General features: G+C 68.5%; 12 protein-coding genes. 5 read left to right on the forward strand and 7 right to left on the reverse strand.

Annotated elements, in window-relative coordinates:
• Positions 1 to 130 precede the first annotated feature (130 nt).
• Both ABTX24_RS28695 and ABTX24_RS28700 read left to right on the forward strand, forming a co-directional pair.
• Positions 131 to 1,150 carry a methionine ABC transporter ATP-binding protein gene (locus ABTX24_RS28695; RefSeq protein ID WP_350844568.1) on the forward strand — a complete coding sequence of 340 codons (1,020 nt, stop codon included), beginning with the start codon at positions 131 to 133 and terminating at the stop codon, positions 1,148 to 1,150.
• Positions 1,150 to 1,824: a methionine ABC transporter permease gene (locus ABTX24_RS28700; protein ID WP_350844522.1), complete on the forward strand. Its 675-nt coding sequence runs from the start codon at positions 1,150 to 1,152 to the stop codon at positions 1,822 to 1,824. Before ABTX24_RS28695 ends, ABTX24_RS28700 begins: the two co-directional genes overlap by 1 nt.
• Before the next feature lie 16 nt (positions 1,825 to 1,840).
• On the opposite strand, the gene ABTX24_RS28705 is transcribed toward ABTX24_RS28700, so the two are convergent.
• The 5 genes from ABTX24_RS28705 to ABTX24_RS28725 all read right to left on the reverse strand — a co-directional run bounded on the left by ABTX24_RS28705 (position 1,841) and on the right by ABTX24_RS28725 (position 5,583).
• Complete coding sequence (locus tag ABTX24_RS28705) at positions 1,841 to 2,632, reverse strand: class I SAM-dependent methyltransferase (RefSeq protein WP_350844524.1); 792 nt, start codon at positions 2,630 to 2,632, stop codon at positions 1,841 to 1,843.
• A gap of 47 nt (positions 2,633 to 2,679) precedes the next feature.
• Entirely contained in the window at positions 2,680 to 2,979 is a 300-nt protein-coding gene (locus ABTX24_RS28710; protein ID WP_350844526.1) for a hypothetical protein, read from the reverse strand.
• A gap of 198 nt (positions 2,980 to 3,177) precedes the next feature.
• Positions 3,178 to 3,954 (reverse strand): SDR family oxidoreductase, encoded by a 777-nt coding sequence (locus ABTX24_RS28715; protein ID WP_350844528.1) that lies wholly within the window; start codon positions 3,952 to 3,954, stop codon positions 3,178 to 3,180.
• Positions 3,955 to 3,961: 7 nt separating this feature from the next.
• Positions 3,962 to 4,459, reverse strand: a complete 498-nt coding sequence (locus ABTX24_RS28720; RefSeq protein ID WP_160023517.1) for a DUF4919 domain-containing protein — start codon at positions 4,457 to 4,459, stop codon at positions 3,962 to 3,964.
• A 119-nt stretch (positions 4,460 to 4,578) separates the two neighbouring features.
• Positions 4,579 to 5,583, reverse strand: coding sequence for an LLM class flavin-dependent oxidoreductase (locus tag ABTX24_RS28725; protein ID WP_350844530.1), 1,005 nt, complete (start codon positions 5,581 to 5,583; stop codon positions 4,579 to 4,581).
• A 730-nt stretch (positions 5,584 to 6,313) separates the two neighbouring features.
• Between ABTX24_RS28725 and ABTX24_RS28730 the strand changes: the two genes are divergently transcribed.
• Together ABTX24_RS28730 and ABTX24_RS28735 are read left to right on the forward strand one after the other, a co-directional pair.
• Positions 6,314 to 7,012: an alpha/beta fold hydrolase gene (locus ABTX24_RS28730; RefSeq protein ID WP_350844531.1), complete on the forward strand. Its 699-nt coding sequence runs from the start codon at positions 6,314 to 6,316 to the stop codon at positions 7,010 to 7,012.
• Between the two features lie 25 nt (positions 7,013 to 7,037).
• Positions 7,038 to 7,931, forward strand: coding sequence for a lytic transglycosylase domain-containing protein (locus ABTX24_RS28735; protein WP_350844533.1), 894 nt, complete (start codon positions 7,038 to 7,040; stop codon positions 7,929 to 7,931).
• Positions 7,932 to 8,031: 100 nt separating this feature from the next.
• On the opposite strand, the gene ABTX24_RS28740 is transcribed toward ABTX24_RS28735, so the two are convergent.
• Together ABTX24_RS28740 and ABTX24_RS28745 are read right to left on the reverse strand one after the other, a co-directional pair.
• Positions 8,032 to 8,535, reverse strand: coding sequence for a GNAT family N-acetyltransferase (locus ABTX24_RS28740; RefSeq protein WP_160023509.1), 504 nt, complete (start codon positions 8,533 to 8,535; stop codon positions 8,032 to 8,034).
• 57 nt (positions 8,536 to 8,592) lie between these two features.
• Positions 8,593 to 9,621 (reverse strand): zinc-dependent alcohol dehydrogenase family protein, encoded by a 1,029-nt coding sequence (locus ABTX24_RS28745; RefSeq protein WP_350844535.1) that lies wholly within the window; start codon positions 9,619 to 9,621, stop codon positions 8,593 to 8,595.
• 139 nt (positions 9,622 to 9,760) lie between these two features.
• Between ABTX24_RS28745 and ABTX24_RS28750 the strand changes: the two genes are divergently transcribed.
• Positions 9,761 to 11,287, forward strand: a complete 1,527-nt coding sequence (locus ABTX24_RS28750; protein ID WP_350844536.1) for a UDP-N-acetylglucosamine 1-carboxyvinyltransferase — start codon at positions 9,761 to 9,763, stop codon at positions 11,285 to 11,287.
• The last annotated feature ends 64 nt before the right edge of the window (positions 11,288 to 11,351 follow it).

The following is an 11,351-nucleotide window of genomic DNA, read 5'->3' on the forward strand; positions in this document are numbered from 1 at the left end:
ACCTCGATCGCGCCGTCGGCCGCGGTCTCGGTGGCATCGCCGCCGTAGATCGTCGTGAAGGCGGCCGACTCCACGGACAGGGTGACGGTCTTCGCTCTCGGCGTCCTCGACGCGGACGTTGTTGACCGCGATGGACCTGCGGCTCCGCAACGTCACCAAGACCTACCCGGCAGCGAAGGGCCGCGACGAGGTCCACGCCGTGGTCGACGTCGACCTCGACATCGCCGCCGGTGACGTACAGGCGATCGTCGGCTACTCCGGGGCCGGCAAGTCCACCCTGGTCCGGCTGCTCAACGGCCTCGAGCCGGCCACCTCGGGCTCCATCCAGGTCGGCGGCACCGAGCTGGTCGGCCTGCACGAGCGGCAGCTGCGGCCGATCCGGCTGGGCATCGGGATGATCTTCCAGCAGTTCAACCTCCTCGAGTCGCGTACGGTCTGGGGCAACCTGGCCTACCCGCTGCAGATCGCCGGCATCGACAAGGCCGAGCAGCAGCGCCGGATCTCCGAGCTGCTCCATTTCGTCGGGCTCCCCGACAAGGCCCACACCTACCCGCGCAACCTCTCGGGCGGACAGAAGCAGCGCGTCGGCATCGCCCGCGCGCTCACCACCAACCCCTCCCTGCTGCTCGCCGACGAGGCCACCAGCGCGCTCGACCCGGAGACCACCCACGAGGTGCTGCGCCTCCTGAAGCGGGTCAACGAGGAGTTCGGCACCACGATCGTGGCGATCACCCACGAGATGGAGGTGGTCCGCGAGCTCGCCGACCACGTCGCGGTCATGGAGAACGGGCGCGTGGTCGAGTCCGGAGCCGTCTACGACGTCTTCTCGGCGCCTCAGCAGCCGGTGACCCGGCGCTTCGTCGGCACCGTCGTCGACGACGAGCCCGCCGCCGACACGCTGTCGGCGATGAAGTCCCGCCATCCCGGCCGGTTCGTGAAGCTCGAGCTGCGCGAGGGCGGGCCCCGCCAGACCGACATCTTCGCGGTCCTCCTCGAGCGCGGGATCACCTTCGAGCTCGTCTTCGGCGGCATCGAGGAGATCCAGGGCACCACCTTCGGCAACCTGACCCTCGCCCTCGACGGCCCTGCGACCTCGGTCGACGAGGCCGTACGCGAGCTGGCCGCCCTCGTCCCCGCGAAGGAGCTGTGATGCTTCTCCCCACCGACACCCGGCTCGGCGAGCTGTGGCCGGACATCTGGCAGGCCACCGGCGAGACGCTTCTCATGGTGGCGCTGACGATGCTGATCGGCGGCACGCTGGGTCTGCTGCTCGCGTTGGGGCTCTACCTGACGCGCAAGGGCGGGCTCTACGAGAACGCCGTCGTCTCGGTCGTCCTCAACGTCCTGGTCAACTTCTTCCGGCCGATCCCGTTCATCATCTTCATCGCCGCCGTCCAGCCTGCCGCTCGACTGGTCGTCGGCACCGGTATCGGCATGCCGGCGGTGGTGTTCTCGCTGATCCTCGCCGCGATGTTCGGCATCGCCCGAATCATCGAGCAGAACCTCGTGACCGTCCCGCCGGGAGTGATCGAGGCCGCCCGCGCGATGGGTGCGAGCCGTGCCCGGATCGCCGCCACCGTCGTCCTCCCCGAGGCGCTGGCGCCGATCATCCTCGGCTACACCTTCGCCTTCGTGGCGGTCGTCGACATGTCGGCGGTCGCCGGCCTGATCGCCGGTGGCGGCCTGGGTAGCTTCGCCCAGACCTTCGGTTACCGGCAGTACGACCCGACCGTCACCTGGGTCTGCGTGCTCATCCTGGTCGCACTCGTACAGGTCATCCAGCTGCTCGGCAACACGCTCTCGGCGCGGATCCTGCGCCGCTGAGGCTCGGCGTCGACCCTCAGGCGCGAGCCAGGATCTCGCCGTGGAGGACGGAGAACCAACCGTCCTCCGCCTCGGCCCACGACCGCCACCCGTCCGCGACCCGGGCGAGGTCGGCGGTCGTGGCGTCTCCGGAGTCGACGAGCTGGCGAGCGACCGCCGAGTCGGTGAACCGGTCGGCCCACATCCCGCCCCACCAGGCCCGGTCCTCCGGGGCGGAGAAGCACCAGGTGCTCGAGGTGGCCTCGATGTCGTCGAACCCAGCAGCGCGCGCCCAGGAGACCAGCCGCCGCCCCGCATCGGGCTCACCGCCGTTGGCCCGCGCGGCATGACGGTAGAGACGCAGCCACTCGGTCAGCTCGGCCGACTCCGGCCACCAGACGAAGGCCGCGTAGTCGCTGTCGCGCGCGGCCACGATGCCCCCGGGCTTCGTCACCCGGCGCATCTCCCGCAGCGCCTGCACCGGGTCCTTCACGTGCTGCAGCACCTGATGGGCGTGAACCACGTCGTAGGTATCGTCCTCGATGCTCAGCGCGTGCACGTCCTCGACCCGGAAGTCGACGTTCGTGACTCCCCCGGCCTCCGCGGACTGCCGGGAGAGCGCGAGCTCGGGCTCACCGATCTCCGTGGCGGTCACCTGAGCGACCCGGCTGGCGAGATCGAGCGTGATCGTCCCCGGGCCGGCACCCACGTCGAGCAGCCGCTGCTCAGGGCTCAGCCGGGGCAGCAGGTACGCAGCGGAGTTCTCCGCCGTACGCCACCTGTGCGAGCGCAGGACCGACTCGTGATGGCCATGGGTGTAGGTCGACATGCATCGACTCTACGCGTGGAATCCCGACTCGTGAGACGGCGATATCGTTATGCGGACACACGCGGCAGTGCGGAGTCTGCGCAGCCGAGCCGTCGTCGCGCCCAGAGCATCCCGCCGACGAGCCCGCCGAGGAGCAGCGTGTTGAGCACGATCACCACACCGGTCTCGAACGGCGCCGCGCCACCGCCCGGCCGCGCGTCCTCGGGCGGCACCTCGTGACGGTCGAACACGACCTGCCCCTGGTCGGAGGCCCGGGGCTCGTCGGCCCTCGCCGCGCTGAGCGCCGCGGAGGCGAGTACGACGGCAACCATCCCGGCGAGCAGAATCCGCAAGGTGCGACTCATCATGGTCCCGAGCGTGCGCGCCAGGGCCGTCAGGAACCCGACGCACACCGTCCCTACCGGCAACAACCCGGTGAACAATCAGAACCCGCCGAAACCGCACTTCTGTCGGCCGAGACTGCAGGAATGGGCGACGAAACTGGAGTTTCGTCGCCCACAAGTGCGGACTCGACGCCCACTTCTACCGAATCGGCTGGGTGGGGCTCAGGTGGAGATCAGCCGGTTGAACACCCGGTTGGCCCAGCTCGGGGTGACTCCGGAGAGGCCGAGCAGGACGCGCGCCTTGGTGCCGACGCCTCGGTGGACGCCACCGAGGAGGCCGTGGCCGCTGGTCGCGGCGGCGTAGACCGACTCCGCGACATCGTCGGGCGTGAGCGAGACCTTGAGCCGCCGCAGCGCCGGGAAGTCATGACCCCACACCATGGAGGTGTCGGCGAAGAGGGGCCACAGGGCCGTCACCGTGATCCCGTCGCCGGACCACTCGAGGTCGAGAGCCTCGGAGAGGCCGCGTACGGCGAACTTGGTGGCGGAGTAGATCGCCATCCCGGGCTGGCCGTAGATGGCCGAGGCGGAGGCGAGGTTTACGACGTGGGAGCCGGGCCGGAGGAACGGGCGCGCGAGGTGGCAGCCGTTGACCAGGCCCTTGACGTTGACGTCGATGATCGCCTGCTGCCGATCCAGCGGCAGGTCGGCGAACTTGCCGATCTGGATGATGCCGGCGTTGTTGACGAGTACGTCGAGGCTGCCGCCGCTCACCGCGACGAAGTCGTCCAGGGCGGTCTGCCAGGACACGGCGTCACGTACGTCGAGAGTGCCGGTGACCAACTCCCCGGCGAGCGGCTCGACCTCGGTCGTCAGCGATGTCAGGCCGTCGGGGTCGATGTCGTAGGCGCCGACCAGCCACCCCTCACGGGCGAAACGGAGCGCGGTCGCCCGGCCGATGCCGGCGGCCGCGCCGGTGATGAGTACGGATCTCGGCACGCCGCGGTCAGGCCCTGGCGAAGTCGTTGCTGGTGTCGAAGAACCAGACCGTCGAGTCGGTGCACACGATCCGGTCGAGCTTGCCGACCGCGACCTGTGAGCGCGGCGTCTTGCCCGAGGCCAGCACCACGTCGTAGGCGTCGCTGGTCCGCAGCACCGACCACGGCTCGGACTCGGTGCCCTCTCCGGTGCTGATGATGCTGTCGAGTGCCGACTGGGCCAGGATCGACTCGCGCTGAGCCTGCTCGAGATTGCCGAGGCCGCGCTGGGCGTCGGCGAGGGCCGCGTGGGCCGACGGGCTGAAGATCGCGCCGGGCATCAGCCCGTGGACGGCGGCGATCGCGCCGGCGTAGTCGCCGACCGACATCATCGGGGCGATCATCTCGGTGATCTCGAGATCGGGCCGGAAGTTCGGAGCTTCCAGGATCGCCTCACGTAGGGCTCTCAGCGACTCCGGGCCCGGATCGCGAAGATAGACGTCAAGCAGCTCAGCGTACGTAGCCAACAGGGGTCCCCCTTGAATAACGGTCGCCGTGCACGGTAGCCAATGGTGCGGCCACGTGGGGCGGTTGACAACGATTATGCGCCCTTTTGTGACTCGGAAGTTGCGCGGTCCGCAGGTTTCTACCGCCAGCCCAGATCAGGGGCGACGTGGGTCAGGATGCTCTCCAGGGCATGGGTGTTGTAGTCGACGCCGAGCTGGTTCGGCACCGTGAGCAGCAGCGTGTCCGCGGCCTGGATCGCCTCGTCCTCGGCGAGCTCCTCGACCAGGACGTCGGGCTCGGCGGCGTACGAACGCCCGAAGATCGCGCGGGTCTGGTCGTCGATGTTGCCGATCTGGTCCTTGGTCTGCCGATCGAGGCCGAAGTAGCGCCGGTCCTCGTCGTTGACGAGGGCGAAGATCGAGCGCGAGACCGAGACGCGCGGCTCACGTTCGTGACCGGCCTCCTTCCACGCTTCGCGGTAGGCCTCGATCTGCTCGCGCTGCTGGATGTGGAACGGTTTGCCGTTCTCGTCGTTCTTGAGGGTCGAGCTCTGCAGGTTCATCCCGAGCCCCGCGGCCCAGCGTGCGGTCGCCAGCGAGCTCGAACCCCACCAGATCCGGTCGCGCAGCGTCTCGGAGTAGGGCTCGACGCGGAGCTTGCCCGGCGGGTTGGGAAACATCGGCCGCGGGTTGGGCTCGGCGAACTGCGCCCCCTCGATGATCTTGAGGTACGTCTCGGTGTGAGCCCGGGCCATGTCGGCCTCGGAGGCGTTCTCGCCGGGGTCATAGCCGAAGTAGCGCCATCCCTCGATGACCTGCTCGGGTGAACCGCGGCTGATCCCGAGCTGCAGGCGCTCACCGGAGATGAGGTCGGCGGCCGCCGAGTCCTCGGCCATGTAGAGCGGGTTCTCGTAGCGCATGTCGATGACACCGGTGCCGATCTCGATCCTCGAGGTGCGGGCGCCGACCGCGGACAGCAGCGGGAAGGGAGAGGCGTACTGGCGGGCGAAGTGGTGGACCCGGAAGTACGCACCGTCGATTCCCAGCTCCTCGGCGGCGACCGCGAGCTCGATCCCCTGGATCAGCGCGTCCCGTGCCGACTGTGTCTGCGAGTAGGGCGACGGTGTCCAGTGGCCGAAAGACAAGAATCCGATGTTCTTCACGACTAGTAGAACTCTCAACCGACCCGCGAGATTCCCTCAGGGCGGTGGCCGACGCCGACCATTCGGGGTCAGCCAGGGCGGCTGGGACCTTCGCCTCTAGGTGTTCTGCACTCCGGAACCGGCCTCCGAACTGACGCCACCTTGTGGGTTGTGACCTGCAGGTCTGCGTTCTGTTTTCATTCCGTCAACACGCGAGAGCGCGTTCGCGGGCGTTGTAAAGCGGACGCCCACGCGGCATCAACAACAGCCCCTTATGAGTTTATCTATCGGTCGACCGAATAATCATATCGGTCGACTGACCAGGGAAAACAATGTCTCGGCGTGTTGTCCGAGCTCTTCCGAAGTCGCGGATTATCGTGTTACATATCAGGCAGCTTCACCGATAAAGACCGACCAACATTCTCTGGGGGATGAATTAATTATGTGGGACACCGTTGAGGTGCAGAGCTTCACGCTTTCTCACGACATGCCGTGCCGCGACTGCGGTCACGCTCGTCACCGCTTCTTGCCGTGCGACTCCGACTGCGACTGCCGCGCCCACGAGGTCGCGGAGCTACTGGAGGTCGCCGGCGCTCGCTGAACGACCTGGCGTCAGCTGTCTCGGGCGTCCAGAAACGGTGACCACCGCAGTCGCGGTGGTCACCGTTCTTTTGTTCGAAAGATTTGTGGTGGCGGAAGCAGATCGTCCGCAATCAGGCAGAGGATCGTTCCCATGGACATCGTTCTCGTACCCGGCCTCTGGCTGGACGCCTCCTCCTGGGACCTCGTCGTCCCCCACCTGACCGAAGCCGGTCACACTCCGCGGCCGCTCACCCTGCCCGGCCTCGAGTCGGCCGAGACCGACCGGACCGACGTGCACGTCGCCGACCAGGTCGCCGCCGTGGTGGCCGCCATCGACGAGTCGGCTGCGCCGGTGATCCTCGTCGGACACTCGATGGGCTGCGCGGTGGCCGGCGCCGCCCTCGATGCACGCGTCGACAAGGTCGCCGCCGTGGTCTACGTCGGCGGCTGGCCGGCCGAGCCCGGCATGATCCCCGCCAAGAACTTCCCCACCGACGGCGCCGACCTGCCGCCGGTGCCGTGGGAGGAGTTCGACGAGGCCGACGTACGCGACCTGGACCGCGCCGCCTTCGAGGCGCTGCTGCGGCCCTCCCCCGCCAACCTGACCTCCGAGCCGTTCGAGCTCGGCGACGAGCGTCGCTATTCGGTCCCGGCAGTGTTCGTCTGCCCCGAATACACCGCTGCCGATCTGAAGGCGTGGATCGCTGAGGGCACCGAGTCGGTGGCCGCCATCCCGAAGCACAAGGACGCGACCTTCGTCGACCTGCCCACGGGGCACTGGCCGCAGCTGAGCAAGCCGGCCGAGCTCGCGGCGATCATCGGGCAGAGCGGCGGTCGCAACGGCGCGTAGTCGGCCGTCGGGTAGCGTCGAACGCGTGCGCACTCGGCTCGCTGCCCTGGCCACCGTCACAGCCCTGGCGCTCGTCGCCGGCTGTGGCGGTGAGCCGTCCTCGGATCCTGCCGGCAGCCCGTCGGCGTCGCCGCAGGGCCCGTCCTCGAGCACCGTTCCCTCGCCGACGACAGTCCCTCTGGACGATGCGTCAGTGCCGCTGGCAGACCGCCTCACCCAGGCGATGGCGACGGTCGCCGCTGGAGAGCCCGGAGCCGAGGACGTACGCGAGGCCGCGCTGTTCGAGCAGACGACCGCCCGCAACCTCGCCCGCGGGTCGAAGGCCAAGGCCGACGAGGTCCTGGGCGCGCTCGGCCGCGCCGACCGCGCCCAGCTCCAGTCAGACATCGCCGCGGCGCGCGAGCTCATGGTGATGACCGATCCCCAGCCCGAGCTCCCCGACTGGAAGATCCTGACGCCGCCGACGCCGGACGAGCTGCGCCCCCTCTACCGCAAGGCGCAGCAGCAGACCGGAACACCGTGGGAGTACCTCGCCGCCGTCCACCTGGTCGAGACCCGGATGGGCCGCATCCGCGGCACCAGCACCGCGGGCGCCCAGGGCCCGATGCAGTTCCTGCCCTCGACCTTCGCCCAGTACGGCGCCGGCGGCGACATCAACGACCCCGCCGACGCGATCATGGCCGCCGGCCGCATGCTCGCCAACAACGGCGCTCCCGGCGACATGGCCGGCGCGCTGTGGTCCTACAACCACTCCGACCGCTACGTGGCGGCCGTCAGCGCCTACGCCGAGCAGATGAAGCGGTCCCCCGCTGCGTACGACCTCTACTGGCACTGGCAGGTGCTCTACCGCCACCAGGACGGCACCATGCTCCTCCCCGAGGGCTACCCCCAGAAGAAGCCCGTACGCATCGCCGACTGACCCGCCGAGACGTCACCCCGGTCGCCCGAGACGTCAGGTACGTCGGTCGAAGCGTCAGGGCCTGACGTGTCGGCCGACGGCGGTGACGCTTCGGCAGTTGCTAGTAGGGGCGCTCGACGGCGTACTGGACGAGGCCGACGTCCTCGCCACGGTAGGTGTCGGAGCCGTGGCGGCCGGTCTCGATGAAGCCGGTCGCGCCGAAGAGCTTCTTCGCCCGGGTGTTGGTCTCATGGGTCTCGGCCCAGATCCGGGTCAGGTCGAGGACGGAGAAGCCGTAGGTGAGCGCGGTCTTGATGGCGCGCTGACCGAGACCATGGCCCCACCGCGAGCTGGGCCCGATGGCGATACCGAGCTCGCGCGTGTCGGGAGCCAGACCGTGGAGATCGGCATAGCCGACGACCTCCTCGTCGAGCTCGACCGCGAGCCTGATGAGCTCCGGCGGCGGGGCATCGATCAGCCGGCGCCAGTGGCGGAGGTGACCGTCGCGGTCGCGCTCCGGCCAGCCGTTGGCCACCCGGAACTCCTCGTCGTGTGCCCAGTCGGCGAAGACGTGTTCGTCGCCCGGTGACAGCGGACGCAGGCGCATGGTGTCGGTGCGGGGCATCGACCGAGTCTCTCAGATGAGGCGACCGGCCGATCCCCCGCCCGGGATCAGCGTGGCTCAGTAGGTGAGCTGGACCTTGGTCGCGAGGCGCTCGTCCATGAGGCGGTAGCCCTCGGCGGCCTCCGCGAACGGCAGGGCTTTGTCGAAGACCAGACCGGGGTTGATCGTGCCCTCCAGCGTCAGACGCAGGAGGTCGGGGAGGTAGCGGCGTACCGGCGCCATCCCGCCCTTGAGGCCGACGTTGGTGCGGAAGAGCGCGTTGACCGGAAGGTTGACGTCGTGCGGGACACCGACGAACCCGACGGTCGCACCCGGGCGGGCGACCTTGGAGGCCGTCTTGAAGGACTGGTCGGTGCCCACGCACTCCAGGACGTAGTCGGCCCCGACGCCGCCGGTGAGCTCGCGTACCGCCGCCTCGCCCTCCTTGCCTCGGGCGGCCACGATGTCGGTGGCGCCGAACTTCTTGGCGATCTCCTGGCGGGCCTCGTGGCGCGACATCGCCACGACCCGCTCGGCGCCGAGCTGAGCGGCAGCCAGCACGCCGCACAGACCGACCGCGCCGTCGCCGACCACGACCGCGGTGCCACCCTGGGCTCCGTTGCCGAGGCCTGACATGACCGCGGCGTGCCAGCCGGTGGCCATCACGTCGGTGAGCGCCAGCAGGTCGGGGTACATCGACGGGTCCGGCGTCTCGTCGAGCTTGACCAGCGAGCCGTCGGCCTGGTTGACGAGGGCGTACTCGCTCTGTCCGCTGACCGTGAACCCGAGGTTCTCGCAGACCGACTGGACTCCGGCCAGGCAGTGCGGGCAGGTGTTGTCGCAGTGGTCGAAGGGAACGATCACGAAGTCGCCGGCCTTGAAGTCGCGTACGTCGGCACCGACCTCCTCGATCACGCCGATGCACTCGTGGCCGATGGTGCGGGGCTCCTCGATGTCGCCGTTGGAGCCGCGGTAGTTCCACAGATCGGAGCCGCAGATGCAGGAACCCACGATTTTGACGATGGCGTCGGTGGGCTTCGCCAGAGCAGGATCGGGTACCTGGGTGAAGCGGATGTCGCCCACCCCATGGATAGTCGTCGCGCGCATGGTGGCATCCTGTCACCCGGCGTAAAGAGATGTTGCACACGGTGGCCGTTCCACGAGCCAGGCAACAGCCCTGAAACGAAACGCCGACACTTCGCGGGGAATCCAGGCTTATCTCATATATGAGTTACGGTGGTGCACCATGACCGACGGATACAAAGGTCGTATCGGGAACCTGATTCGCGATGCGCGCAAGCACAAGGGTTTGACCCAGGCACAGCTCGCTGACCTCCTCAACACCAGCCAGAGTGCGATCAACCGCATCGAGCAGGGACAACAGAACCTGTCCCTCGAGATGATCGCCCGGGTAGGTGCCGCTCTCGACTCCTCCCTGGTCGACATCGGGGCGGGGCCGACGCACCTGCGCGTCACCGGTCCGACCACGCTGTCGGGTGAGATCACGGTCAAGACCTCGAAGAACGCCGGGGTCGCCCTCCTGGTCGGCTCGCTCCTCAACCGGGGCCGTACGACGCTGCGCAAGGTCGCACGCATCGAAGAGGTCAACCGGATCATCGAGGTGCTCAACTCGATCGGCGTGCAGACCCGCTGGCTCAACGACGACAACGACCTCGAGATCGTGCCGCCGAAGGAGCTGCGTCTGGACGCCGTGGACGAGGCCGCCGCGCGCCGTACGCGCTCGGTGATCATGTTCCTCGGACCGCTGCTGCACCGCCTGGACACCTTCGAGCTGCCCTACGCCGGCGGCTGCAACCTCGGCACCCGCACCGTTGAGCCGCACATGTCGGCCCTGCGCCCCTTCGGCCTCGAGGTCAAGGCGACCGACGGCGCCTACCACGCGAGCGTCAACCGGGAGATCCAGCCGGGCCGCCCGATCGTGCTGACCGAGCGTGGCGACACCGTCACCGAGAACGCCCTGATGGCTGCCGCGCTGCACCCGGGCACCACCACGATCCGCAACGCGTCGTCCAACTACATGGTCCAGGACCTCTGCTTCTACCTGCAGAAGCTGGGCGTCGAGGTCGAGGGCATCGGCACCACCACGCTGCGCGTCACCGGCCGCGAGGTCATCGACGTCGATGTCGACTACGCGCCGAGCGAGGACCCGATCGAGGCGATGTCGCTGCTGACCGCCGCGATCGTGACCGACTCCGAGATCACCATCAAGCGCGTCCCGATCGAGTTCATGGAGATCGAGCTGGCGACGCTGGAGGAGATGGGCTTCAACTACACCCTCTCCGAGGAGTACCTGGCGCTCAACGGCAAGACCCGCCTGGTCGACATCAATACCAAGCACTCGGTGCTGCACGCCCCGCTGGACAAGATCCACCCGCTCCCCTTCCCCGGTCTCAACATCGACAACCTGCCGTTCTTCGCCGCGATCGCCGCGGTGGCGCAGGGTCAGACGCTGCTGCATGACTGGGTCTACGAGAACCGGGCGATCTACCTGACCGAGCTCAACAAGCTCGGCGGCAACGTCACGCTCATGGACCCGCACCGGGTGATGATCGAGGGGCCGACCCACTTCTCCGGCACCGAGATCGTCTGCCCGCCGGCGCTGCGTCCCGCCGTCGTCGTGCTGCTCGCGATGCTCGCCTCGAAGGGCACCTCGGTGCTCCGCTCGACCTACGTCATCGCCCGCGGCTACGAGGACCTCGCCGAGCGGCTCAACCAGCTCGGCGCGAACATCACCGCCTTCCGCGACATCTGAGCAACGATCCCGTCGAGTCGGCGCGTCATGACGCGCCGACTCGACGGGATTTTCGGTCACGATG

It is taken from the genome of Nocardioides sp. NPDC127514 (genome assembly GCF_040302125.1).
Taxonomy (GTDB): domain Bacteria; phylum Actinomycetota; class Actinomycetes; order Propionibacteriales; family Nocardioidaceae; genus Nocardioides.

Coding starts and splice junctions, on each gene's coding strand:
- ABTX24_RS28695 (WP_350844568.1), top strand. CDS start 131: ATGGACCTGCGGCTCCGCAACGTCACCAAGACCTACCCGGCAGCGAAG.
- ABTX24_RS28700 (WP_350844522.1), top strand. CDS start 1,150: ATGCTTCTCCCCACCGACACCCGGCTCGGCGAGCTGTGGCCGGACATC.
- ABTX24_RS28705 (WP_350844524.1), bottom strand. CDS start 2,632: ATGTCGACCTACACCCATGGCCATCACGAGTCGGTCCTGCGCTCGCAC.
- ABTX24_RS28710 (WP_350844526.1), bottom strand. CDS start 2,979: ATGATGAGTCGCACCTTGCGGATTCTGCTCGCCGGGATGGTTGCCGTC.
- ABTX24_RS28730 (WP_350844531.1), top strand. CDS start 6,314: ATGGACATCGTTCTCGTACCCGGCCTCTGGCTGGACGCCTCCTCCTGG.
- ABTX24_RS28740 (WP_160023509.1), bottom strand. CDS start 8,535: ATGCCCCGCACCGACACCATGCGCCTGCGTCCGCTGTCACCGGGCGAC.
- ABTX24_RS28745 (WP_350844535.1), bottom strand. CDS start 9,621: ATGCGCGCGACGACTATCCATGGGGTGGGCGACATCCGCTTCACCCAG.
- ABTX24_RS28750 (WP_350844536.1), top strand. CDS start 9,761: ATGACCGACGGATACAAAGGTCGTATCGGGAACCTGATTCGCGATGCG.